This is a genomic window from Paenirhodobacter sp. CAU 1674 (genome assembly GCF_029222945.1).
In the GTDB taxonomy this organism is placed as follows: Bacteria; Pseudomonadota; Alphaproteobacteria; order Rhodobacterales; family Rhodobacteraceae; genus Rhodobacter.
Genome location: NZ_JARHUH010000004.1, coordinates 210057 through 233822 on the forward strand (window position 1 = coordinate 210057; position 23766 = coordinate 233822).

General features: G+C 66.2%; 29 protein-coding genes and 1 riboswitch. Of the genes, 19 read left to right on the plus strand and 10 right to left on the minus strand.

The features are described 5' to 3' along the window. Positions 1–28: 28 nt before the first annotated feature. The 6 genes from P2G62_RS07680 to P2G62_RS07705 all read left to right on the plus strand — a co-directional run bounded on the left by P2G62_RS07680 (position 29) and on the right by P2G62_RS07705 (position 3887). Positions 29–310, plus strand: a complete 282-nt coding sequence (locus P2G62_RS07680; protein WP_275734393.1) for a biotin/lipoyl-containing protein — start codon at positions 29–31, stop codon at positions 308–310. A 24-nt stretch (positions 311–334) separates the two neighbouring features. Continuing rightward, positions 335–640 carry a DUF6506 family protein gene (locus P2G62_RS07685; RefSeq protein WP_275734290.1) on the plus strand — a complete coding sequence of 102 codons (306 nt, stop codon included), beginning with the start codon at positions 335–337 and terminating at the stop codon, positions 638–640. A 58-nt stretch (positions 641–698) separates the two neighbouring features. After that, positions 699–1442: a 2-oxo acid dehydrogenase subunit E2 gene (locus tag P2G62_RS07690; protein ID WP_275734291.1), complete on the plus strand. Its 744-nt coding sequence runs from the start codon at positions 699–701 to the stop codon at positions 1440–1442. A gap of 109 nt (positions 1443–1551) precedes the next feature. After that, positions 1552–2601 carry a tRNA epoxyqueuosine(34) reductase QueG gene (gene queG / locus P2G62_RS07695; protein WP_275734394.1) on the plus strand — a complete coding sequence of 350 codons (1050 nt, stop codon included), beginning with the start codon at positions 1552–1554 and terminating at the stop codon, positions 2599–2601. Between the two features lie 37 nt (positions 2602–2638). Continuing rightward, positions 2639–3580, plus strand: coding sequence for a DMT family transporter (locus P2G62_RS07700; RefSeq protein WP_275734292.1), 942 nt, complete (start codon positions 2639–2641; stop codon positions 3578–3580). 115 nt (positions 3581–3695) lie between these two features. After that, positions 3696–3887 (plus strand): hypothetical protein, encoded by a 192-nt coding sequence (locus P2G62_RS07705; protein WP_275734293.1) that lies wholly within the window; start codon positions 3696–3698, stop codon positions 3885–3887. Positions 3888–3964: 77 nt separating this feature from the next. Here P2G62_RS07705 and P2G62_RS07710 read toward each other — a convergent pair whose 3' ends face one another. After that, positions 3965–4834 carry a branched-chain amino acid aminotransferase gene (locus P2G62_RS07710; RefSeq protein WP_275734294.1) on the minus strand — a complete coding sequence of 290 codons (870 nt, stop codon included), beginning with the start codon at positions 4832–4834 and terminating at the stop codon, positions 3965–3967. A gap of 152 nt (positions 4835–4986) precedes the next feature. On the opposite strand from P2G62_RS07710, the gene P2G62_RS07715 reads away from it, so the two are divergent. The 6 genes from P2G62_RS07715 (at position 4987) to P2G62_RS07740 (ending at position 10148) form a co-directional block, all read left to right on the plus strand. Beyond that, a complete protein-coding gene (locus P2G62_RS07715; RefSeq protein WP_275734295.1) occupies positions 4987–5487 on the plus strand; it encodes a MarR family transcriptional regulator in 501 nt (166 codons plus the stop codon). Next, entirely contained in the window at positions 5487–6215 is a 729-nt protein-coding gene (locus P2G62_RS07720; RefSeq protein ID WP_275734296.1) for a response regulator, read from the plus strand. Before P2G62_RS07715 ends, P2G62_RS07720 begins: the two co-directional genes overlap by 1 nt. A 304-nt stretch (positions 6216–6519) precedes the next feature. Then, positions 6520–7080: a ubiquinol-cytochrome c reductase iron-sulfur subunit gene (gene petA / locus P2G62_RS07725; RefSeq protein ID WP_275734297.1), complete on the plus strand. Its 561-nt coding sequence runs from the start codon at positions 6520–6522 to the stop codon at positions 7078–7080. Positions 7081–7094: 14 nt separating this feature from the next. Then, positions 7095–8408, plus strand: a complete 1314-nt coding sequence (gene petB / locus P2G62_RS07730; RefSeq protein ID WP_275734298.1) for a cytochrome b — start codon at positions 7095–7097, stop codon at positions 8406–8408. Between the two features lie 17 nt (positions 8409–8425). Continuing rightward, the gene (locus tag P2G62_RS07735) at positions 8426–9274 is read left to right on the plus strand and encodes a cytochrome c1 (RefSeq protein ID WP_275734299.1); all 849 of its coding nucleotides are present in this window, start codon (positions 8426–8428) and stop codon (positions 9272–9274) included. Positions 9275–9389: 115 nt separating this feature from the next. Continuing rightward, positions 9390–10148, plus strand: a complete 759-nt coding sequence (locus P2G62_RS07740; protein ID WP_275734300.1) for an NYN domain-containing protein — start codon at positions 9390–9392, stop codon at positions 10146–10148. Here P2G62_RS07740 and P2G62_RS07745 read toward each other — a convergent pair. The 4 genes from P2G62_RS07745 to P2G62_RS07760 form a co-directional block, all read right to left on the minus strand. Next, a complete protein-coding gene (locus P2G62_RS07745; RefSeq protein WP_275734301.1) occupies positions 10145–10777 on the minus strand; it encodes a TetR/AcrR family transcriptional regulator in 633 nt (210 codons plus the stop codon). The genes P2G62_RS07740 and P2G62_RS07745 overlap by 4 nt on opposite strands. A gap of 88 nt (positions 10778–10865) precedes the next feature. Continuing rightward, positions 10866–11471 carry a glutathione S-transferase family protein gene (locus P2G62_RS07750; protein WP_275734302.1) on the minus strand — a complete coding sequence of 202 codons (606 nt, stop codon included), beginning with the start codon at positions 11469–11471 and terminating at the stop codon, positions 10866–10868. A gap of 206 nt (positions 11472–11677) precedes the next feature. Then, positions 11678–12778 (minus strand): chorismate synthase, encoded by a 1101-nt coding sequence (gene aroC / locus P2G62_RS07755; protein WP_275734303.1) that lies wholly within the window; start codon positions 12776–12778, stop codon positions 11678–11680. Between the two features lie 84 nt (positions 12779–12862). Beyond that, positions 12863–13336, minus strand: a complete 474-nt coding sequence (locus tag P2G62_RS07760; RefSeq protein ID WP_275734304.1) for a cytochrome b/b6 domain-containing protein — start codon at positions 13334–13336, stop codon at positions 12863–12865. A gap of 173 nt (positions 13337–13509) precedes the next feature. Next, positions 13510–13613: riboswitch (TPP riboswitch) on the plus strand. A 35-nt stretch (positions 13614–13648) separates the two neighbouring features. On the opposite strand from P2G62_RS07760, the gene thiB reads away from it, so the two are divergent. From thiB to P2G62_RS07775, 3 genes are read left to right on the plus strand one after another with little or no spacing between them, the layout of a single operon-like run. Next, a complete protein-coding gene (gene thiB / locus P2G62_RS07765; protein ID WP_275734305.1) occupies positions 13649–14632 on the plus strand; it encodes a thiamine ABC transporter substrate binding subunit in 984 nt (327 codons plus the stop codon). Continuing rightward, positions 14608–16149, plus strand: coding sequence for an ABC transporter permease subunit (locus P2G62_RS07770; RefSeq protein WP_275734306.1), 1542 nt, complete (start codon positions 14608–14610; stop codon positions 16147–16149). The genes thiB and P2G62_RS07770 overlap by 25 nt, the downstream gene beginning before the upstream one ends. Further along, the gene (locus P2G62_RS07775; RefSeq protein ID WP_275734307.1) at positions 16133–16828 is read left to right on the plus strand and encodes an ATP-binding cassette domain-containing protein; all 696 of its coding nucleotides are present in this window, start codon (positions 16133–16135) and stop codon (positions 16826–16828) included. Before P2G62_RS07770 ends, P2G62_RS07775 begins: the two co-directional genes overlap by 17 nt. Before the next feature lie 109 nt (positions 16829–16937). On the opposite strand, the gene P2G62_RS07780 is transcribed toward P2G62_RS07775, so the two are convergent. Continuing rightward, complete coding sequence (locus P2G62_RS07780) at positions 16938–18068, minus strand: S-(hydroxymethyl)glutathione dehydrogenase/class III alcohol dehydrogenase (RefSeq protein ID WP_275734308.1); 1131 nt, start codon at positions 18066–18068, stop codon at positions 16938–16940. Positions 18069–18139: 71 nt separating this feature from the next. On the opposite strand from P2G62_RS07780, the gene P2G62_RS07785 reads away from it, so the two are divergent. Further along, complete coding sequence (locus P2G62_RS07785; RefSeq protein ID WP_275734309.1) at positions 18140–18484, plus strand: hypothetical protein; 345 nt, start codon at positions 18140–18142, stop codon at positions 18482–18484. A 29-nt stretch (positions 18485–18513) separates the two neighbouring features. Here the strand turns inward: P2G62_RS07785 and P2G62_RS07790 are convergent, their stop codons facing one another. Beyond that, complete coding sequence (locus tag P2G62_RS07790) at positions 18514–18972, minus strand: cytochrome c (RefSeq protein WP_275734310.1); 459 nt, start codon at positions 18970–18972, stop codon at positions 18514–18516. Positions 18973–19296: 324 nt separating this feature from the next. Here P2G62_RS07790 and P2G62_RS07795 point away from each other — a divergent pair, with 324 nt between their 5' ends. Further along, a complete protein-coding gene (locus tag P2G62_RS07795) occupies positions 19297–19644 on the plus strand; it encodes a DUF2794 domain-containing protein (RefSeq protein WP_275734311.1) in 348 nt (115 codons plus the stop codon). A gap of 14 nt (positions 19645–19658) precedes the next feature. On the opposite strand, the gene P2G62_RS07800 is transcribed toward P2G62_RS07795, so the two are convergent. The 3 genes from P2G62_RS07800 to P2G62_RS07810 all read right to left on the minus strand — a co-directional run bounded on the left by P2G62_RS07800 (position 19659) and on the right by P2G62_RS07810 (position 22325). Further along, complete coding sequence (locus P2G62_RS07800) at positions 19659–20489, minus strand: NlpC/P60 family protein (protein WP_275734312.1); 831 nt, start codon at positions 20487–20489, stop codon at positions 19659–19661. Then, entirely contained in the window at positions 20489–21889 is a 1401-nt protein-coding gene (locus P2G62_RS07805) for a leucyl aminopeptidase family protein (RefSeq protein ID WP_275734313.1), read from the minus strand. The genes P2G62_RS07800 and P2G62_RS07805 overlap by 1 nt, the downstream gene beginning before the upstream one ends. Before the next feature lie 91 nt (positions 21890–21980). Then, the gene (locus P2G62_RS07810) at positions 21981–22325 is read right to left on the minus strand and encodes a hypothetical protein (protein WP_275734314.1); all 345 of its coding nucleotides are present in this window, start codon (positions 22323–22325) and stop codon (positions 21981–21983) included. A gap of 206 nt (positions 22326–22531) precedes the next feature. Here P2G62_RS07810 and P2G62_RS07815 point away from each other — a divergent pair, with 206 nt between their 5' ends. Beyond that, complete coding sequence (locus tag P2G62_RS07815) at positions 22532–23182, plus strand: carbonic anhydrase (protein ID WP_275734395.1); 651 nt, start codon at positions 22532–22534, stop codon at positions 23180–23182. 95 nt (positions 23183–23277) lie between these two features. After that, a complete protein-coding gene (locus tag P2G62_RS07820) occupies positions 23278–23715 on the plus strand; it encodes a hypothetical protein (protein WP_275734315.1) in 438 nt (145 codons plus the stop codon). Positions 23716–23766: the final 51 nt, after the last annotated feature.

Genomic DNA, 23766 nt, shown 5'->3' on the forward strand with positions numbered 1-23766 from the left:
GCCTGCCCAGCGAATTACAGCCGTCGTCATGCCGAAGCTCGGCATGACGATGACACAAGGCAAGGTTGTCGACTGGAAGGTCACGGAAGGCGAGCCGGTGGAAGAAGGCGACGAGATTTTCGGCATCGAGACCGAGAAAATCACCAACGCCTGCGAAGCCCCGGCCAGCGGCGTGCTGCGCCGTCAGGTCGCGGCGGCAGGCACCACTCTGCCCGTCGGCGCCCTGATCGGCATCATCGCGGACGAGGACACCCCCGAGGCCGACATCGACAGCTTCATCGCAAAATTCAAACCCGAGGAGGAGGCCTGATCCCCGGATCGGGTCGGTAAACCCATGACGTTGAAAGCAGCTTTCATCTTTCTGGCGGGCGGCGCGGATTCCGCGACCGCACGGGCCGTGGTGTCGACACCCGGCGTCGATCTGACGGTGGTCGGCGCCAAGGATTACGCCGACGCGGAAGGCGTCGCGCGGGATCTGGTGGCCGACGGCATCGTCGCCATCGAATTGTGCGGCGGGTTCGGCACGGCGGGCACCGCGCGCATCGCCCAGGCCGTTGCCGGCAAGGCGGCGGTGGGCGTGGTGCGCTTCGACATCCACCCCGGACTTGACGGGAAAAGCGGCGACAGCCTGTTCGGCTGAGCCCGCGTTCGGGCGCCGCCCCCACCGGGGCGGCGCCCTTGACAGTGTGGAGGCAGCAATGGCCAATTCCCCCTCAGATCCGGCGCGCCCCGGCGTGCCGAGCTATGATTACAGCCTGTTCGGCCCGGTCGAGCAGCAGCCGCTGGATGCGATCCGCCAGATCATCGGGCGGCGCATGACCGCAAGCTGGCAGAACGTGCCCCATGTCACCCATCACGAGGATGTGGACATCACCGCGCTGGATGCGCTGCGTCACGGCGCGGCATCGGGCGACCGGCCGCTGTCGGCGCTGGCCTTCATCATCAAGGCCTGCATCGCCGGGCTGAAGGCCTTTCCCGACATGAATTCCTCGCTATCCGAGGACGGCAAGGCGCTACACCTCAAGCAGTATTACAACATCGGCATGGCGGTCGACACGCCGATGGGCTTGATCGTGCCGGTGCTGAAAGGGGCCGACCAGCTTGATCTGCCCGAGCTTTCGGCCGCCACCGCCGCGCTGGCCGAAAAGGCGCGCAACGGCAAGCTCGGCTATGCCGATACCGAGGGGGGCACCTTCACCGTCACCAGCCTTGGCAAGCTGGGCGGCACTGGCTTTTCCCCGATCATCAATGCCCCCGAGGTGGCGATCATGGGCGTCTCGCGCGCCCGGCAGAAGCCGGTCGAACATGACGGCGCGATTGCACTGCGGCTGATCTTGCCGCTGTCGCTGTCCTACGACCACCGGGTGATCGACGGCGCCAAGGCGGCGCGGTTCATGGCCACCGTACGCGACCTGCTGCAAGAGCCCGACACGCTGCTGTAGCCGCGCCCGACCGCACCCCGGGCTGGCGCAGCGCCCCGCGCAGCGTGTAAAGAGGGGCTGGCCAGACGGGGGGCGCCCCCGCGGCAAAGCGGAGCGCGATGTGGACGGGTTGAAGGCACAGCTGATCGAAAGGGCCCTGCAAGAGGGGTTCTCGAAGGCATGCATCACCCGCCCCGACGCGATCCCCGAGGCGGCCGGGCGGCTGGCGGCTTTTGTCGAGGCTGGCATGCAGGGCCAGATGGGCTGGATGGCCGAGCGGATGCACTGGCGCGGCGCGCCCGACCAGCTTTGGCCCGAGGCGCGTTCGGTCATCATGCTGGCCGAGGTCTACACCCCTGACAGCGATCCGATGGCCGATGTCGGACGCGCAGGGGTCGGCAATATCTCGGTTTACGCGCAGGGCAAGGATTACCACGATCTTGTCAAGAAACGGCTCAAACGGCTGGGCCGCTGGCTGCTGGAGCAGGCGCCTGAAGGCGAGATCAAGGTCTTCGTCGATACCGCGCCGGTGATGGAAAAACCGCTGGCGCAGGCGGCGGGTCTGGGCTGGCAGGGCAAGCATACCAACCTGCTGGCGCGCGATCTGGGCAGCTGGTTCTTTCTGGGCGCGATCTTCACCACGCTCGATCTGCCGCCCGATCCCCCCGAGATCAGCCATTGCGGCCGCTGCACCGCCTGTCTGGACGCCTGCCCGACGCAGGCCTTCCCCGCCCCCTACCGGCTGGATGCGCGGCGCTGCATTTCCTACCTGACGATCGAACACAAGGGCCCCGTCGATCCCGCGCTGCGCCCCGCGCTTGGCAACCGGATCTATGGCTGCGACGACTGTCTGGCGGCCTGCCCCTGGAACAAGTTCGCCGTGCAAGCGCGCGAGATCGGCTATGCCGCGCGCCACCGCGCGCCTGCGCTGGCCGAACTGGCGGCGCTGGACGACGCGGGGTTTCGCGCCCGTTTTGCCGGCAGCCCGATCAAGCGGATCGGACGTGATCGGATGGTGCGCAATGTGCTTTATGCGATCGGCAACTCGGGCGATGCCGCGCTGGCGCCGCTGGCCGCAGCGCTGCGCGATGATCCCGACCCTGCAGTCGCCGATGCGGCATACTGGGCCGTGGCACGCCTGACATCGGGCGGTGCAAACCTGCCCTGCGCCGACGATTAGGCCTTTCCATCGGCTCTGTTACCGCTACCTTGCGCGCATGTCACAGGCCAATACCATCACCCCGTCCCCGCTGCGCGGCATCCTGTTCAAACTGGCCTCTGTGCTGGTCTTCATCGCGATGTCGGCGCTGATCAAGGCGACCGCCCCCGAGGTGCCCGCGGGCGAGGCGGTGTTCTTCCGCTCTGCCTTCGCGATCCCGGTGATCCTGATCTGGCTGGCCGCACGCGGCGAGATGGGATCGGGGCTGCGCGTCGCCAACCCGATGGGACATGTCTGGCGCGGGGTGGTCGGCACCTCGGCGATGGGGTTGGGCTTTGCCGGGCTGGGCCTGTTGCCGCTGCCCGAGGTCACCGCCATCGGCTATGCCGCGCCGCTGCTGGTCGTGATCTTCGCCGCGATGTTCCTGGGCGAGGAAGTCCGCCTGTTCCGGCTGAGCGCAGTGGCCCTGGGCCTAGTCGGGGTGCTGATCGTGTTGTCGCCGCGGCTGAGTGCCGTCGAAGGCGCCAGCCACCGCGAGGCCTTCGGCGCGATGGTGGTGCTGATGGGGGCGGTCTGCGCGGCGCTGGCGCAGGTCTTCGTGCGCAAGCTGGTCGCGACCGAACGCACATCGGCCATCGTGTTCTGGTTTTCCTGCACCTCGACCGCCTTGTCGCTGATTACCATTCCCTTCGGCTGGGTGCTGCCCAGCCCGACACAGGCGGCGCTGCTGGTCTGCGCGGGGATCTTGGGCGGCTTCGGGCAGATCTTCCTGACATCGAGCTACCGCTTCGCCGATGCCTCGATCGTGGCACCGTTCGACTATGCCTCGATGATCTTTGCGCTGCTGATCGGCTATTTCGTCTTTGACGAGGTGCCGACGCTGGTGATGCTGGCAGGCGCGGCGCTGGTCATCATCGCGGGCGTGCTGATCATCTGGCGCGAACGGCAACTGGGGCTGAAACGCGATCGCCAGCGCAAGGCGATGACCCCGCAGGGCTGATCCCGGCGCGGTTTCGGCCAGATTTGGCCGACACGGGGCTGCGACAGTCTACCGGGTCGCAGAATCGCGTCACTCGTGCTAAGGTTGCGCACGGATGAACCTGAAGGAGACTGCCATGACCCGTCACGTCATCGACCATGCCGCGCCGAAAGCCGAAGGTGCGCGCGTGAAGCATTTCCTCGATCTGGCCCGCAAGGAAGGCGTTCACCCGGCAATTGCCGAGTTGAATCAGCGCCCTGCAGAGCGGGGCGCGCGCAAGGTGCAGGAATTCCTGCGCATCGAGAGCGAGGAAAAGGCCGGGGCCTGAACAAAGGTCCGGCAGCAGGGAGGAAGAAAGAGGCGCGCCCCAGGGCGCGCCTTTTCCGTTCGTGAGCAGGGGCGCGATTAGGCGCGCACCAGTTTTTCGTAGCTTTCCGCGATGTCGCGGGTCAGCGCGCCCACTTCGAAGTGGAAATCGCCGATCTGGCCCACCGGGGTGACCTCGGCGGCGGTGCCGGTCAGCCAGCACTGCTCGAACCCGGCCAGTTCCACCGGCTCGATATGACGTTCGTGCACGGTCACGCCCTTTTCCTTCAGCATGCCGATCACCGTCTGACGGGTCAGACCGTTCAGGAAGCAGTCCGGCAGCGGCGTGTGCACTTCGCCATCCTTGACGAAGAACACGTTGGCGCCGGTCGCCTCGGCCACATAGCCGCGGTAATCCATCATCAGCGCGTCGGAACAGCCCTTCGCCTCGGCGGCGTGCTTGGACATGGTGCAGATCATGTAAAGACCGGCGGCCTTGGCCTCGCAGGGGATGGTCTTGGGATCGGGACGGCGCCATTTCGAGATGTCGAGCTTGGCGCCCTTCATCTTGGCATCGCCGTAATAATTGCCCCATTCCCAGCCGGCCACCGCCAGACGAACCGGGTTGCGCTTGGCCGACACGCCCATGTCATCGCCCGCACCGCGCCAGGCGATGGCGCGCACATAGGCGTTGGTCCAGCCGTTCGCGGCCAGCATGTCGTATTTCGCCTTTTCGATCTCTTCCACCGAATAGGGGATTTCCATGTCCAGCAGGTTGGCCGAGCGTTTCAGACGCTGCGAATGTTCGACGCCCTTGAAGATCTTGCCGTTGTAGCAACGCTCGCCTTCGAAGACCGAGGAGGCATAGTGCAGCGCGTGGGTCAGAATGTGGACCTTCGCGTCCCGCCACTCGACCAGCTTGCCATCCATCCAGATCTTGCCGTCACGATCATCATAAGCCCCGGCCATTTTATCCTCCTTCGGATCACTCGGTTTCCAATAATTGCGCCCAATCGGTCCGTTTCGGACATAAAATTGCGCAAAAACTGCCGCTGGGTAACAATTGATTCTTGGAAAGTCAACAAGGCTGACATAAAATCACGCAAAAGCGAGGAAAGCACATGGCAGAGACCGGCACGCAGGGCGGCGAGACCCTGCTGTTCTTGACCGACGAGCAATTGCGCAAGGGGATCGAGGCGATGTTCTTCGCCTATCGCGGCTTCACCGCCGACCCGGACCGGATTCTGGATCAGCACGGCTATGGCCGCGCGCATCACCGGGCGATCCACTTCATCAACCGCCAGCCCGGGCTGACAGTGACGACATTGCTGGCGGTGCTGGGTGTGACCAAGCAATCGCTGAACCGGGTGCTGCGGACGCTGATCGAGGATGGCCTGGTCGAAAACCGCGTCGGACGCCGCGACAAGCGCGAACGGCATCTGTATCTGACGCCCGCGGGCGAGGCGCTGGAGCGTGAACTCTCGGGCGCACAGCGCGAACGGATGCGCAGCGCCTATCGCGCCGCCGGACCGCAGGCGGTGGCGGGGTTCCGGCAGGTGCTGGAAGCCATGATCGACCCGGACATGCGGCGTCATTACCAGATGATGAAGGACGGCGGCTGATGACGGCACAGGCCCAGAACGCCCCGCATCTGCTGATCGTCGATGACGATGAACGCATCCGTGGGCTTTTGCAGAAGTTTTTGATTCGAAACGGTTTCCTTGTAACTCCGGCGCGCGATGCGGCGCATGCCCGGCGGCTTCTGGCGGGGCTGGAGTTCAACCTGATCGTGCTGGATGTGATGATGCCGGGCGAAGACGGGCTCAGCCTGACGCGCGATCTGCGCAAGCGGATGGCAACGCCGATCCTGCTGCTGACCGCACGCGGCGAGACCCGTGAACGGATCGAAGGCCTGGAGGCCGGCGCCGACGATTACCTGCCCAAGCCGTTCGAACCCAAGGAACTGCTGCTGCGGATCAACGCGATTTTGCGCCGCGTCCCCGAGGCGGTGCAGGCGGGGCCGAAATATCTGCAACTGGGGCCGCTGCGCTACGACCAGGACCGCGGCGAATTGTGGTCGGGCGAAACCCCGGTGCGGCTGACCGCGACCGAGGTTGCGCTGATGCGGATCTTCGCCACCCGCGCGGGCGAAGTGGTCAGCCGCACCGATCTGATCGAGGAACTGGGCCGCGACCGGGGCGGCAGCGCGCCTGCCGACGAGGCCGGGGCGGGCGACCGCGCGGTGGATGTGCAGATCACCCGCCTGCGCCGCAAGATAGAGCCAGACCCCCGCGAACCACGCTACCTGCAGACGGTGCGCGGGCTGGGCTATATGCTGGCCCCCGACTGAGCCATCGCCCCCGAATGCCACGGCCGGGCGGGCCGCGGCGAGTGAGTCGCCCCCCCCGGCCCGCAACGCGCCCCCGGACGCGACGGCAGGCCCGGACTTCACGGCCATCGCCCAGAACCCCCGTTCGTGAGCGCAAACGGTGCCAAACCCTGTTGCAGCGCGGCAATTCCCTTAGGATGTGCGCTATTGTCTGCTGGACTGACGGGGATGTGATTGGTAAAGAGCGGCCATGTTCGGCGGCACGAAATGTGCGGCCCGGCAAGTCGTATCGGCCTGAGCCCAGGCCCGGGAAGGGAGAAAATTCGTGTCCCACGCAGAAGATCACGCAGGCACCCGGAGGGATTTCCTCTATTACGCAACCGCCGGCACCGGCGCAGTGGTTGCAGGCACCGCCGTCTGGCCGCTGGTGAACCAGATGAACGCATCGGCAGACGTCAAGGCGATGGCCTCGATCTATGTCGACGTGTCCGGGGTTGAAACCGGCACCCAGCTGACCGTCAAGTGGCGCGGCAAGCCGGTCTTCATCCGCCGCCGCTCCGCCGAGGAAATCGAGGCCGCGCGCGCCGTCGACATCACCACGCTGATCGACCAGACCTCGGAAAACGCCAACAAGCCGGGCACCGATGCGTCGGACCAGAACCGCACGATGGACGAAGCGGGCGAGTGGCTGGTGATGATGGGGGTTTGCACCCACCTCGGCTGCGTGCCGATCGGCAACGGCTCGGGCGATTTCGGCGGCTGGTTCTGCCCCTGCCACGGGTCGCACTACGACACGGCCGGCCGCATCCGCAAAGGCCCCGCGCCGCGCAACCTCGACATTCCGGTGGCGCAGTTCACCGATGAAACCACGATCCTGCTGGGCTGAGGGAGAGCATAAAAATGGCTGGAATTCCGCACGACCACTACGAGCCCAAGACGGGCGCCGAACAGTGGTTGCACAAACGCCTTCCGATCGTCGGTCTGATCTATGACACCATCATGATCCCGACGCCGAAGAACCTGAACTGGTGGTGGATCTGGGGCATCGTCCTGGCCTTCTGTCTGGTTCTGCAAATCGTGACCGGCATCGTGCTGGTGATGCACTACACCCCGCATGTCGACCTGGCCTTCGCCTCGGTCGAGCACATCATGCGCGACGTGAACGGTGGCTGGGCGATCCGCTACATCCACGCGAACGGCGCCTCGCTGTTCTTCTTCGCCGTCTATATCCACATCTTCCGCGGCCTGTTCTACGGCAGCTACAAAGCCCCGCGTGAAGTCACCTGGATCATCGGCATGGTCATCTATCTGGCGATGATGGGCACTGCGTTCATGGGCTACGTTCTGCCCTGGGGTCAGATGTCGTTCTGGGGCGCCACGGTCATCACCGGCCTGTTCGGTGCAATTCCGGGCGTCGGGCCGTCGATCCAGGCCTGGCTGCTGGGCGGGCCGGCGGTGGACAACGCCACGCTGAACCGCTTCTTCTCGTTGCACTATCTGCTGCCCTTCGTGATCGCCGCGCTGGTGGCCGTTCACATCTGGGCCTTCCACACCACGGGCAACAACAACCCGACCGGTGTTGAAGTGCGTCGTGCCTCGAAAGCCGAAGCCGAGAAAGACACCCTGCCCTTCTGGCCCTATTTCGTGATCAAGGATCTGTTCGCACTGGCGCTGGTTCTGGTGGTGTTCTTCGCGGTCGTGGGCTTCATGCCGAACTACCTGGGCCACCCCGACAACTATATCGAGGCGAACCCGCTTTCGACCCCGGCCCACATCGTGCCCGAATGGTATTTCCTGCCGTTCTACGCGATCCTGCGCGCCTTCACCGCGGATGTCTGGGCCGTGATCCTGGTCAACAAGATCACCTTCGGCATCGTCGACGCCAAGTTCTTCGGCGTGATCGCGATGTTCGGTGCGATCATCGCGATGGCGCTGGCGCCGTGGCTCGACACCTCCAAGGTGCGCTCGGGTCAGTATCGCCCGATGTTCAAATGGTGGTTCTACCTGCTGGTGATCGACTTCGTCGTTCTGATGTGGGTGGGTGCGATGCCGACCGACGGGATCTATCCCTACATCTCGCTGATCGGCGCGACCTACTGGTTCGCCTATTTCTTCGTGATCCTGCCGCTGCTGGGCATCATCGAGAAGCCGCTGCCGATGCCGGCGACGATCGAGGAAGACTTCAACAGCCATTACGGCAACCCGGCTGAGTAAGGACAAGGACTGAAATCATGAAAAAACTTCTGATCTCTGCCGCCTCCGCGCTCGTTCTGGGTGCTGGTTCGGCCCTGGCTTCGGGTGGCGCCGCGCATATCCCGGATTACGCCTTCTCGTTCGAAGGTCCGTTCGGCAAGTTCGACCAGCAACAGCTGCGTCGCGGCTTCCAGGTTTACCGCGAGGTCTGCTCGGCCTGCCACGGCATGAAATTCGTGCCGCTGCGCACGCTCTCGGACGAGGGCGGGCCGCAGATGGACCCGGCCTGGGTGCGTGCTTTCGCCGCTGAACAGGACGAAATCACCGACAAGGAAACCGGCGAGCCGCGCGCACGCAAGGAAACCGACATGTTCCCGACCCGCACGGGCGATGGCATGGGCCCGGACCTGTCGCTGATCGCGAAGAACCGCGCCGCGTTCCACGGGCCCTATGGCACCGGGATCGCCCAGCTGGTTCAGGGCATCGGCGGGCCGGAATACATCCACGCCATCCTGACGCATTTCGAGGAAAACCCCGAATGTGCGCCCGACGGGATTGACGGTTACTACTACAACACCGCCTTCCCGAACGGCGGCATCCCCGACAGCTGCAAGGACGAACACGGCGCTTCGACCGTGCCGGGCAGCTGGATCGCGATGCCCCCGCCGCTGGCCGACGACCTGATCGAATACGAGGACGGCACCCCCGCCACGGTCGAACAGATGGCCGAAGATGCCTCGGCCTTCCTGATGTGGGCGGCAGAACCCAAGATGATGGCCCGCAAGAACATGGGCTTCACCGCCGTTCTGCTGCTGGGTCTGCTGACGGTTCTGCTGTATCTGACCAACAAACGCATCTGGGCGCCCCACAAAGGCAAACACGTCTGAGACGTGCCCTCGCGATGAGACAGGAAACGCGCCCCACCGGGGCGCGTTTTCTTTTGCCCCGCCCATGGCGTGCCGGGCCGCCATCGCCTAGTCTGGGCGCAACAAGGAGAACGTCATGCCCGAAATCCGCGCCCCGCGCCTGTGTGTCCTGATCGACGCCGACAACGTCCCCGCAGGCCATGCCGAAGCGATCTTCGAAGAGATTTCGGGCCTGGGCGAAGCGTCGGTCCGGCGGATCTATGGCGACTGGTCCTCGCCGCGGCTGGCGGGCTGGGCCAAGAAGGTCAACACGCTGGGCATGGTCGCCGATCAGCAGTTTTCCAACACCAAGGGCAAGAATGCCTCGGACATCGGGCTGGTGATCGCGGCGATGGATTTCCTGCATTCCGGGCTGTTCGATGCCTTCGTGCTGGTGTCCTCGGACAGCGATTTCACGCGGCTGGCGTCACGCATCCGCGAACAGGGGCTCGATGTCTTCGGCATTGGCGAGAAGAAGACGCCAGAGGCCTTCCGCAACGCCTGCAAACGCTTCATCTATGTCGAGAACCTGGGCGGGGCCGAGCCTGCCGCCGAAGCCACAGTCCCCGGCCAACCCGCCACCCAGCCGCCGGAAACCGCCGAACAGGCCAGCGCCCGCAACAAACTGTCGCCCGCCAGCGCGATCCCGATCATCGTCGCGGCGATGAAGCGGATCGGGCTGGAGGAAGAGTGGTATACCCTGGGCCAGCTGGGACAGTTCATCACGCTCAGCCACCCCGATTTCGACACCCGCACCTATGGCGCGGCGAAGCTGTCGGATCTGCTGAAGAAAACCGGCCGGTTCGAGGTCAAGCAAGGCCCGACCGGCAACCTGATCGTGCGCGATCTGGCCTAGCTGCCCGGGGCGCCGTAACGCGCCAGAAACATCGACACCGCGCCGCGGATCACCCGCTCCTTGTCCGCGGACGCGGGGCAGCATTCGACGCCGAACACCAGTTTGGGGTGCAGATCGGCCTTGCACATCTCTGCGAACAGATGGGCGGCAAGGTCCAGATCGTCGATCACCAACTCGCCCCGGTCAGTCGCCAGTTTCAGATAGCCAAGCAGCGAGCGATGCACCAGCTCCGGCCCCGAGGCGTAGAACGCGCGCCCCAGTTCGGGAAAACGTTCCCCCTCGGCCACGCACAGCCGGAAGATCCCCTGCCCCAGATCCGAGGCCATGAAGTCGATGATCTGCCGCGCAGCCTGGCTCAGCACCACCTTGGGCGGCTGGCGAAAGTCGATCGCCGCCAGCGCCTCATCCGCCTGACGCGCACATTCGGACTTGGCCACTTCCATGAACAGCAGCCGCTTGTCGGGGAAATAGCTGTAAAGCGTGGCCTTGCTGACCCCGGCCTCGCGCGCGATGTCATCGACCGAGGCGCCGTCGAAGCCGTCACGCAGGAAGATCGTGCGCGCGCCTTCCAGCACCTGATCGAATTTGCGCCCCTTGCGGATCTGCGGTTTGTCTTTTGCCTGCGCCATATGTCCTCCGGCCCGGTCTGTGCCGGGCAGCGCCAGCATAGACCGTCCGGTTCAGCAGGGGCAAGGTACAGGTTGGCGCAGGGCAGATTCAGGCCGATCCGCCCGCATCCTGCGCCTGGGCCCAGTCATGCGCGGGCCGCTGTGCGCAGCGTGCCACCCAATCCCGGATCACCGGCACATCCGGGCACATCTGCGGAAACCAGGCGAAGGGCGAATACAGCAGCAGATCGGCCGCGCTGTAGGTCTCGCCCAGCAGATAGGGCCCCGCGCTCAGCGCCTCGGTCAAGCGCGCCGCCATGCAGGCGGTGTCGCGGAAGGTCGCGTAAAATGCCGGATGCTCGATACCCATCATCTGCCCCACCACGACAGGCTCCATCACGCCCTGATAATAGGCCAGCCAACTCAGGAACCGCCCGCGCAACGGATCGCCCGGCATCGGCGCCAACCCCGCCTCGGGGAACCGTTCGCACAGATAGGCGACGATCGCGCCGCGTTCGCGCACCCAGTCCTCGCCATCGGTCAGGAAGGGTACCTTGCCCTCGGGGTGCGGGTTGGCCGGATCGCGCGCCCCGGTGCCGTCTTGGCGCGGAATATCGACTCGGCGAATATCAACCGCATCGAGCGCCCCCAGCTCATGCAGCAGTGCAAGGATCGTGGTCGAGCGGGAATTCGGGGCGTGGTAAAGGGTCAGCATCCTAGCCTCCTGTCTGGAACCGTCAGGGGCAGTATGGCACAGCTCCGGCTGTCAGAATATGTCAGGATAGCGTGGCCCGCGCCCCCGCCTGTTTTACCTGCTCGACGCGCCGTGCCGCCCTGCCCCGGCCCCCGGGCCGATCCCTTCTTTCTGGCCAAAATATCCCGGGGGGGTGAGGGCAAGGCCCGAGGGGGGCAGCGCCCCCCTTACCCGATTTCCCCGCGCACACCGCCGGTCTGGCCGCGGTCCAGCAACAGGTGATCCAGGATCACACAGGCCATCATCGCCTCGGCCACCGGCACCGCGCGGATGCCGACGCAGGGGTCGTGGCGGCCCTTGGTCACCACCTCGACCTCTTCACCCGCCGTGTTGATCGAGCGGCGCGGCGTCAGGATCGACGAGGTCGGTTTGACCGAGAACCGCACCACGATCGGCTGGCCGGTGGTGATCCCGCCCAGAATGCCGCCCGCGTGGTTCGACAGGTATTCCGGCCCCTCCGGGCCCATCACGATCTCGTCGGCATTCTCGATGCCGGTCAGCAGAGCCGCGCCCATCCCCTCGCCGATCTCGACGCCTTTCACGGCGTTGATCGACATCATCGCGGCCGCAAGGTCGGTATCCATCTTGGCATAGATCGGCGCGCCCAGGCCCGGCGGGCAGCCCTCGGCCACCACCTCGATCAAGGCCCCGACCGAGCTGTGCGCCTTGCGGATCGCGCCCAGGTAATCGGCCCATTCATCGACCACGGCGGCATCGGGAATGAAGAACGGGTTGCGCAGGATTTCATCGGCGTCAAAGCGCGACCGGTCGATCTGCTTCACCCCCATCTGCACCATGTAGCCGGTGATCTTCAGCCCCGGCACCAACTGGCGCAGCACCGCCTGCGCCACGCCACCCGCCGCCACCCGCGCCGCGGTTTCCCGCGCACTCGACCGCCCGCCGCCGCGATAATCGCGCAGCCCGTATTTCTGGTGATAGGTGATGTCGGCGTGACCCGGGCGGAACTGGCGGGCGATCTCGCCGTAATCCTTGCTGCGCTGGTCGGTGTTCTCGATCATCAGCTGGATCGGCGTGCCGGTGGTCTTGCCTTCGAACACGCCCGACAGGATGCGCACCTGATCGGGTTCCTGACGCTGGGTGGTCATGCTGGACTGGCCCGGACGGCGCCGGTCGAGGAACTGCTGGATGAAGGCCTCATCCAGCGCGATGCCGGGCGGGCAGCCATCGACCGTGGCCCCCAGCGCAGGCCCGTGGCTTTCGCCCCAGGTGGTGACGCGGAACATGTGACCGAAGCTGTTATAGGACATCGACGCCTCCCTTTGGGCTGCTCTAGCAAGCGTGGGGCCGCAATTCAATCCGCTGCGGGCGCGTCTGGCGCCCCGCCCCGGGGCTCAGCCGCGAATGATCTTGCCCAGCATGTCGGTGCGCCACACGAACTGATGCGCCAGCGCCAGGCAAACATGCACCGCGATCAGCAGGCAGAACAGCGGCCGCAGGATTTCGGCATGCAGCAGTCGCGCCGTCGGATCGTCGAGATAATAGCTCAGCAGCCCGCTCAGCGGCATCGCGAAGAACAGCGCGTAGAATACCCATTGCCCCAGCCGCGCCAGCACGCGAAAGACCCGCGGCGCGCCCAGCGGCTCGGGCGGCACACCCCGGGTCAGTCGCAGCAGCAGCCGCAGCACCGCCAGCGCCATCACCGTGCAGCCGATCACGATATGCTGGGCTTCGCTGGGGAAGACCCCCAGTGCCAGCCCGCGCCCGCCCATCGCCTGCGGAAGCGCCAGATTGATGGCGATCAGCGCCACCATGCCCCAGTGCAGGGCCCGTTGCAGCCGGGAGAACGTATCGGGAAGCGGGCGCATGGGACATCCTCATTGCCGCCGACACCGGGCGGCCTGTTGCGGTTTGTCCAGCCAGTTTCAGTGTTGCGCCCGAGGGGGCGAAAGGCAAGGTGCAAATCCGAGTATTTTTGTCGCAGAGCCGCAGCCCCGACGCGCGCATGCCCCTTGCACCTTTCCCGTGCTACGTTATCTTGCGTCTCACCTCGGGGTGCTCTGGCGACAGGGCTGAGATGCATGATGCGAACCCGTTGAACCTGAACCGGTTAAGACCGGCGGAGGGAAGGTATCCGGCACGTTCCGGCCTGTCTCCGCCCGTCAGCCTTGGAGACGAGAATGAAGAAAACTCTGATGCTTGCGGGTCTTTTTGTGGCAACCGCTGCGGTGGCCGATGAAAAGCCCGTGCTCACAGTCTATGCGCCCGATTACTTCACCTCTGAATGGGGGCCGGGGCCGGCCATCGAGAAGGGCTTCGAAGAGGTCTGTGCCTGCGACCTGAAATTCGTGGCGGGCGATGTGCTGCCGCGCATCCTGCTGGAAGGCGACAAGACCGAGGCCGATGTGGTGATCGGGCTCAATACCGATGTGACCGCGCGGGCGCGCGCCACCGGGCTGTTTGCACCGCACGGGCAGGACACCGGCGCCCTGACGCTGCCGATCGCCTGGACAGACGACACCTTCCTGCCCTTCAACTGGAGCGAGACCGCCTTCGTCTATGACCGCACGAAGCTGGCCAACCCGCCGCAATCGTTTCAGGAATTGCTCGATGCCCCCGACAGCCTGAAAATCGCCATTCAGGACCCGCGCAGTTCGATTTCGGGGCTGGCGCTGCTGCTGTGGGTCAAGGGCGTTTATGGCGACAAGGCCCCCGAGGCCTGGGCGAAACTGGCGCCCAAGGTGCTGACCGTCACGCCGGGCTGGTCGGAAAGCTATGGGCTGTTCACCGATGGCGAGGTCGACATGGTGCTCAGCTACACCACCTCGCCCGCCTATCACCTGATCGCGGAAGATGACGACACCAAGGTCGCCGCGATCTTCCCCGAGGGGCATTATTTCCTGACCGAGGTCGCGGCCCAGCTGAAAGGCACCGACCAGCCCGAGCTGGCGCAGAAATTCATGGATTACATCCTGTCCGACGCGTTCCAGGGCATGATCGCCACCGCGAACTGGTCCTACCCGGCCATCATCAAACCCGGTTTCCTGCCCGAGAAATTCGCGGCCCTGCCGCGCCCGGACAAGACCATCTTCTTTGACGAGACCGAGGCCGAGGCCCTGCGTCAGCCCGCGCTGGACGAATGGCTCGCCGCCTTCGCGAAATAAGCCTGCCCGCGCTGGCCGCCGCCCTGGTGGCGGGGCTGGTGCTGGTGCCCCTCGGTGCGGTGGTGATCCGCGCCGGGGGGTTTTCGGCGCTGCGCGGCGCCGATCTGGCGGCGCTGCGTTTCACCCTGTGGCAAGCGGCGCTGTCGGCGGCGCTGTCGTGCCTGCTGGCAATGCCGGTCGCGCGCGCGCTGAACCGGCGTCGCTTTGCCGGGCGTTCGGTGCTGATCTCGCTGATGGGGGCGCCCTTCATCCTGCCCACCATCGTGGCCGTGATCGGGCTGATCGCGATCTTCGGGCGGCGCGGTGCGCTGAACGCGGGGCTCGAGGCCCTAGGCCTGCCCACACTCACGATCTATGGCGCGCATGGGGTGATCCTGGCGCATGTGTTCTTCAACCTGCCGCTGGCGACACGGATGATCCTGCACGGCTGGCAGGCGATCCCGGCGGAACGGATGCGGCTGGCCGCAAGCCTTGGCTTCGGCCCGGCGCAGGTGCAGCGTCACCTTGAATGGCCGATGCTGCGCAGCGTGCTGCCCGGCACGTTTCTGGCGATCTTTCTGGTCTGCCTGACCTCTTTCGCGGTGGCGCTGACGCTGGGCGGCGGGCCACGGGCCACCACGGTCGAACTGGCAATCTATCAGGCCTTCCGCTTCGATTTCGATCTGGGCCGCGCGGCCAGCCTGGCGCTGGTGCAGGTGTTTGTCTGCCTTGCAGCCCTGGCCGTTGCCAGCCGCCTGACCGCACCGCCCGCCTTCGGCGCAGGGCTGGACCGCGCGCCGATGCGCTTTGGCGGCGGCAGGGCCCTGCTGGTGCAGGATCTGCTGGCCATCGCGGGCGCCGCGGCGTTTTTGCTGACCCCGATCGGCGCGATCGTGGCGCGCGGGCTGCCCGCGCTGCCGGACCTGAGCCCCGCAATCTGGCGCGCCTGTGCAACCTCGCTGGGGCTGGCCGCCGCCTCGACTTTGCTGACGCTTGCCCTCGCCCTGCCGCTGTCGCTGGCCGCGCCCCGCCACCGCTGGGCCGAAGGCGCCGCGATGCTGCCGATGGTGGCCTCTTCGCTGGTGCTGGGCACCGGGCTGTTCCTGATCGCCCGCCCCTTCGTCAATCCCGCCACGCTGGCGCTGCCCGTCACGCTGCTGGCCAATGCGGCGCTGAGCCTGCCCTTCGTCGTGCGACTGCTGATCCCCGAGGTGCGCGTGCTGCAGGCCGATTACGACCGGCTCGCCGCCAGCCTGAACCTGCGCGAACTGGCGCGGCTGCGGCTGCTGACCCTGCCGCGGCTGGCGCGCCCGCTGGGCTTTGGCGCGGGGTTGTCGGCGGCCTTCTCGATGGGCGATCTGGGGGTCATCACGCTGTTTTCGGATGGCGAGACGCGCACCCTGCCGCTGGCACTGTTTCAGCTGATGGGCGCCTATCGGATGGATCAGGCCGCGGCGGCCGCCTGCCTGCTCATGGCACTCACCTTCGCCCTGTTCTGGGCCTGCGACCGGATCGGACATCATGCTGACCCTCGATAAGCTGCGCATCACCCTGGGCGATTTCAGCCTGAGCGCGGATTTCACCGTGCCACAAGGCGCCCGCTGTGCGGTGATGGGCCCCTCGGGCGCGGGAAAATCCACGCTGCTGGCGGCCATCGCCGGCTTCCTGCCCCCCGCGGCCGGGCGCATCCTTTGGCAGGGGCAGGACATCACGCAGAGCGCGCCGGGCGCGCGGCCGCTGTCGATCCTGTTTCAGGACCAGAACCTGTTTCCGCATCTGAGCGTGACACAGAACCTCGGGCTCGGGCTTGACCCGAAACTGCGTCTTGGCCCCGGTGAACACACGAAAATCGACGCAGCGCTTGACCGCGTGGGGCTGAGCGGGCTGGGCGCGCGCAAGCCCGCCGAACTGTCGGGCGGCCAGCAAAGCCGCGTGGCGCTGGCGCGGGCATTGCTGCGCGCGCGGCCCCTGCTGCTGCTGGATGAACCCTTCGCAGCCCTTGGCCCCGCGCTGAAATCCGACATGCTGACGCTGGTGGCCGAAATCGCGGCCGAGCAGGGCACCACCGTCCTGATGGTCAGCCACGACCCCGACGATGCCCGCGCGCTCTGCCCGCAGACGATCCTGGTGGCCGAGGGCAAGGCACAGGCACCGCACGCCACCGCCGATCTGCTCGATCACCCGCCCCCGGCACTGGCGGCCTATCTGGGCGGCTGAACTTCTTCTTGGAAAAATACTCTGCGGGGGTCCGGGGGTGCAAAACCCCCGGCCGCGGGATCTGCACAGCCGGGGGAGTTGAGTATTTGGACCAAGAAGAAGCCCGCAGTCAGTAGATCACCACCGAGCGGATGGATTCGCCGGTGTGGATCATGTCGAAGGCCTTGTTGATGTCTTCCAGCGGCATGGTGTGGGTGATCATCGGGTCGATCTCGATCTTGCCGTTCATGTACCAGTCGACGATCTGCGGCACATCGGTGCGCCCGCGCGCGCCGCCGAAGGCGGTGCCTTTCCAGACGCGCCCGGTCACCAGCTGGAAGGGCCGCGTCTCGATCACCGCGCCCGAGGGCGCAACGCCGATGATGATCGACTGGCCCCAGCCCCGGTGGGTGCATTCCAGCGCATCACGCATCACCTTGACGTTGCCGGTGCAGTCGAAGCTGTAATCCGCGCCGCCGATCTGGTCGAACGGGGTTTTCGTCAGGTTCACGATGTGATCGACGACCGAGCCTTCGATCTTGGTCGGGTTGACGAAATGGGTCATGCCGAAGCGCTCGGCCATTTCGCGTTTGCCTTCGTTGATATCGACGCCGATGATCATGTCGGCGCCCGCCAGGCGCAGGCCCTGCAGCACGTTCAACCCGATACCGCCCAGACCGAAGACCACCGCTTTGGCGCCGATCTCGACCTTGGCGGTGTTGATCACCGCACCGATCCCCGTCGTCACACCACAGCCGATGTAGCAGACCTTGTCGAAGGGCGCATCGTCGCGGATCTTCGCCAGCGCGATTTCGGGCACGACCGTGTGCTGCGCAAAGGTCGAGCAGCCCATGTAGTGATGGATCGGCGTGCCATCGAGCATCGAGAAGCGGGTCGTGCCATCGGGCAGCAGGCCCTGCCCCTGGGTCGAGCGGATCGCGGTGCACAGGTTGGTTTTCTGGCTCAGGCAGCTGGGGCACTGCCGGCATTCGGGGGTGTAGAGCGGAATCACATGATCGCCGGGCTTCAGCGTCGTCACGCCGGGGCCGCATTCGATCACGACGCCCGCGCCCTCATGGCCCAGAATCGCCGGGAAGATGCCTTCGGGGTCGGCTCCCGACAATGTGAATTCGTCGGTGTGGCAGATGCCAGTGGCCTTGATTTCCACCAAAACTTCGCCAGCTTTCGGGCCTTCGAGGTTCACCTCCATGATTTCAAGCGGTTTTCCGGGGGCAACAGCCACTGCGGCACGGGTTCTCATAGGCATTTCCTCGCTGTATATGTGGCCAAAGCCTGCGGCATTGCCCGGGCCAACGCAAGAATGGGTGCGACATGTTGATCAGATTTTCCGCCATTGTCGGTGCTGCGTTGATGCTGGCTGCATGCCAGGGCGCGCAGACCGAAGAGTTCCAGCCTGCCGCCGCGCCGATGCCGATGCCGCATCTGACCGCGCCGGTCACCGAAGGCCCGCTTGAACAGCGCGAGCCCGACACCTGCCATGCCGCCGATTACGTCTCGGCCCTGGGTCAGCCGGCGGCGGTGATCCCGACGCTGGGCATCACCCGCCCGGTGAACATCGTCGAATGGCGCGGGATCGAGCCGCAGGAATACAACCCGCAGCGCGTGGTGTTCCGGCTCGACGCCTCGGGCAATATCTTCAACATCGACTGCGGCTGATCGCGGATGCGGGGCCTGCGGGCCCCGCCTTACATCTTGAACCGGCCGTGGCAATCCTTGCACGCGGCACTCAGCGCATTCATCGAATCGCCCAGCCGCCCGGCGCTGCCGGTCTCCAGCCCCATCGCGCCCTTCAGCATCCGGTTTGCCTTTTGCCGGAACTCGGCCGGGCTGGTCCAGATGTCGGGCAGCGCGTCCGAGGCCGGGTCGTCCTCGGCGGCGGCAAACAGCGGCTCGATCTGATCGCCAAGGGCGATCAATTCCCGTTTCGCGGCCTCGGCCCGGGTGGCATCGAAGGCGGTCTTGCCCGCCGCCATATCGCCCAGAATGCCGGTCTGCACCTTGATCTTCTGCATCGCCTCCATCCGCGCGCGCACGACAGGATTTTCTGCCTCGTCCTGGGCCAGGGCCACACCGGCAGCCAGCGCAAGACCCAGCGTGAGGGTCAGGCGAAGCGGGGACGAAATCGCGGACAGACGACGCAGCATGACGGGGCTCCTTGTGCAATGCCCGCGCAAGATGGCGGGAAAGCCCGGCGCAGGCAACGGGGGCGGGCTCACAAATGCGAAACCCCGCCATTGCGGGCGGGGCCTGTCGCGGGAAACGCCCCGGCGGTACGAACTGGGTGGGGGCAATTAAGCGCACCGCCGGGGGTTTAGCGTTTGCCGCTGCCTTACGATATGCCGCCCGATCAAGGCGCCAAAACGGGCGGCGGGCGGCAAAGCCGCGGTGATTTCAAGGCAATTTCGGGGCGCGCCCCCGGTCCGCACGGAAGGGTTGATTTGCCACCGCCGCGGTGTCACCATTCCGTCATGACGATCCAGTCGCCCACGCCCTTTCCCGGCCCGCAAGCTGCGCCTGCGCAGATCGCCTTTGATCGGCGCGAGTTGGGGGCGATCATGTCGCTGTATGGCCGGATGGTGGCCGCGGGCGAATGGCGCGACTACGGGCTGAGCTTTCTGCGCGATGTGGCGGTGTTTTCGGTGTTTCGGCGCGCCGCGGAAAACCCGCTTTACCGGATCGAGAAACGCCCCGCGCTGCGCAGCCGTCAGGGCATGTATGCGGTCATCGGCATGGACGGGCAGATCCTGAAACGCGGCCATGACCTGCCCACCGTCCTGCGCGTGCTGGAGCGCAAGCTGATCCGTCCGATCGACTGACCCCCACGCTCGGCCTAGCCCGCATTCCCCCGCTTGATGCCGTAAAACGGGCCCTCGCCCGCTGCGGCGATCCGCGCGAGGCAGGGCGCGATGCCTTCCCGCGCGACATTCATCGAATGGGCGTTTGCATGGAGCAGAACGCAGTCCGACACCGCCAGCGCGACATGACCACGCCAGAAGAACAGATCGCCGCGCTGCGCGGTCGCGCCATCGGGCAGATAGGCGCCCAACCGCTCGCGCTGCAGATCGCTGTCCGCCGGGCAGGGCAGATCGCAGGCGGCATAGGCCAATTGCACCAGCCCCGAACAGTCGATCCCGTCGCGCGAATTGCCGCCCCACAGATAGGGCGTGCCGATCAGCCGCTCGGCCACCGCGACAGGGTCGGTTTCGGGGGTAGCCAGCGCGCGCAGATGCTGACGCGGGATATAGCCTTCGGGGGTGCGCGCGAACATGCCCTCTTCGGCGAGCACGGCGACCTCGCACCCCAGACTAAGGCGCATCACCTCGCCCCGCTTGATCGAGGCTTCGCGGTAAACATGGGTCGCAGGCGCGCTGACCCGGTGCGTGGGCAGTTGCGGATCGGCCAGGGCGGACAGGCTGACCCAGCCGCAATAGCCGTCGGAAATCGCCTGCACGAAGGCATGGCCGCCCTGCCGGTCGATCACCGTGACCTGCGCACCGAACAGAAGTTGCCGGTCCCGCAGCCCGTCGGCGGCAGCCAGCAGATCGGTCACCGGCACCGCAATGCGCGCGGCCTCGCCCACGGTGAACGCCGCGGCATCGACCTGCCCGCGCAGGGATTCGAGCGCGACCCGGCCCGAAAACGGGGTCAGGCGGCGGTCCATCACAGATCCAGCGCCCGGGGCAGCGCGGCCAGTATGGCCCGCGCGCCCTGCCCCACGCCGCCCTTCGGCCGCCCCGGTTTCGCTGCGGGCTGCCAGCCGTAGATGTCGAAATGTGCGAAGCGTTCGGATTCGGTGACGAAGCGGCGCAGGAACAGCGCCGCGGTGATCGACCCCGCCATGCCGCCCGAGGGCGCGTTGTCCAGATCGGCGATGCCGGGTTCGATCAGCGGCTCGTAGGGCGCCCAGAACGGCATTCGCCACAGCGGATCGGCGGCCTGTGCGGCCGCAGCCGACAGTGCCCCCGCCAGCGCCTCGTCATCGGTATAGAACGGCGGCAGATCGGGGCCGAGCGCGACCCGCGCAGCCCCCGTCAGCGTCGCCATGCACAAGATCAGATCCGGCGATTCCTCGTCGGCATAGGCCAGCGCATCGGCCAGAACCAGCCGCCCCTCGGCATCGGTATTGTTGATCTCGACGCTGATCCCCTTGCGGCCGGTGTAAATGTCCTGCGGGCGGAAGGCGTTGCCCGCCACCGCGTTTTCCACCGCCGGGATCAGCACGCGCAGCCGCAGCGCCAGCCCCAGCGTCATAATCATCTGCGCCAGCCCCAGCACGGTGGCCGCCCCGCCCATGTCTTTCTTCATCAGGCCCATCGACGACGCCGGCTTCAGATCCAGCCCGCCCGTGTCGAAGCACACGCCCTTGCCGACCAGTGTCAGTTCGGGCCCGGCATCGCCCCAGCGCAGATCCAGCAGACGGGGCGCGCGCACGCTGGCACGCCCGACCGCATGAATCAGCGGAAACCCCTGCGCCAGCAGATCCTCGCCATGAATGACCGACAGCGTGGCGCCATGCTGCGCGGCCAGCGCGGTGGCCTCGGCCTCCAACTCGTCGGGGCCCATGTCATTGGCGGGGGTGTTGATCAGATCGCGGGTCAGCGCCTCGCCCGCCGCGATCGCCTCCAGCCGCGCGGCGTCAAGGCCCGGCGGGCACACAAGCCGCGCCTTGGGCGCCGGGGCCGCATGATAACGCGCGAAGCGATAACCCTCGAACAGCCAGCCCAGAACCTCGGCTTCCAGCGCCTCGCCCAGCAGATCGGGGCTTTCCAAGGCCCAGGCACCGCCCGGCAGGGCCGCCGCCGCGCGCGCCAGATGGAACCGCTCGCGCGCCCGTTCCGCCGCCGTGCCCAGCCCGAAGACCGCGCCCGCGACACCGCCCTCGGCATCGGGCAGCACGCACAGATCGCCCAGCTTGCCCGCAAAGCCCTGCGCCTCGCACCAGCTGCGCTGCGCGGTGCTCAGCGCGTCGGGCAGGGCCCCTTCGGACAGGTAGAGCGGTTTTGCGGCCTCGCCCGCGGGGGCGAAGTGCATGGCGGGGTGATCGTGCAGGGGGGCGGTCATCGGCGGTCCTTTTGAAAGTCAGGCGGGCCAGTCGAAGCCCGTTTCGCCCCTAGCCTAGCGCAGCCATCGGCGCCTTCAAGGGCGCGCCGCCCTACCCGCGCATATCCTGTAAATCCCAGACCGCCGTCAGCGAGCGGTCGCCGATCCGCACCAGCCGCGCCAGCACCGCCGCCTGTGCCACCGCGTCTTCGCGCGTCACGCAATCGGCCAGATCGCGCGCCACCTGCGACAGCACACGCATCCCGACCTGCCGCGCCAGACGCCCCAGTTCATCCAGCCCACGCAGGATCACCTGTTCCTGACGGTCCAGAACCGCCATCTGGATCGCCACCAGATGCACTGCCAGATCCTCCATCGCGGCCGACAGCACCCGCTCTGCCGCGACCTGACCCAGTTCGGCGTACAGAACGACGATCCGGTCGGGATCGAGATTCACCGGTTCATCACATGAAAATGTCGAAATCTGCGCCACCCGGCACCCCCTCGCATCGGCGCGAACCGCCGCCCGCGACCACCCCGGCCCCCATGGCCGCGCACAGAATGGCGCAAGAAGCCTCAAGAAAAGGTTGAGGCGCACGAAAATCCTCTCGAATTTCGGCGCCACCCGGCCTATCTACTCCGCAGCATTTGAAGGGAAAGATGATGAAGGAAAATGTGCGGCCGTTGCCCTCTTATCTGATTCAACGCTATCAGGGCTGGAAAGCCACGACATATGCGGAAAACCGCAGCTGGTATCGGCGTCTGGCCGATGAAGGCCAGCGCCCGCGTGCGATGATCATTTCATGCTGCGATTCGCGGGTGCATGTGACCTCGCTGTTCGGCGCGGATTCGGGCGAATTCTTCAGCCACCGCAACATTGCCAACCTGGTGCCGCCGTTCAATCCCGACGGCGATCACCACGGCACCTCGGCGGCCATCGAATATGCCGTGAAGGCGCTGAAAGTGGCGCATATGATCGTGCTGGGGCATTCGCAATGTGGCGGCGTGAAGGGCTGCCATGCGATGTGCACCGGACATGCCCCGGAACTGGAAGAGAAAACCTCTTTCGTGGGCACTTGGCTGAACCTGCTGCGCCCGGGGTTCGAGCGCGTGAAGGACGTGCCCGAGACCGAGCAGATCGAAGCGCTGGAGAAGGAAACCGTGGTGATCAGCCTGGAAAACCTGATGACCTTCCCCTTCGTTCAGTCGGCGCTGGAAGCTGGCGAGATGACGCTGCACGGGCTGTGGCACGACATCGGCGCGGGCAACCTGAGCCAATACAACCCGCAGACCGGGGCGTTCGAACAGATCTGAACGCCACGCCTCGGGGCCGCCCGGCGGCCCCGAGTGCCTGCAAATCCCAAGCCCTGTTCAGCGCATCTTAAATCTTCTGCGCGCAATATCCGGGCATGACCCAGCATCGACTCGTCACCCTTCGCCTGCATCACGATCTCATCGCCGCGATCGAGGCTGCCGCACGCGCGCAGCACCTCAACCCGGCCGAGGTGATCCGCGGCATCCTGTTTGACGCGCTTGCGCCTGGCCCCGCACCACGCCCGCGCACCGGCCCCGCGCAGGGGATTGTGGCGATGCATCAGGTGCTGGAGGCCGCCGATGGCTGGCTCGACCTGCAAAGTCGCTTAAGGCACGATGGTTTCGTTCTGCGGCTGATCGAGGACCGGCTGGCGGTGCACGAATGGCCCTCGGATCGGTTCGTGATCTGGCTGGAGGAAATTGGCCACACGCTCGCGGGGTTGTCCCTGCGGTTTCGTGCGCCCTTCCCCGGGGCCCTGCCGCGCCGGATGGAACTGCCGCCCCTGGGACGGGGACGCGGGCGCGCGGCGTGATGCCGCCCTGCAGGCATGGATGCCATCAGACGCGCCCCATGGGCGCGCCTG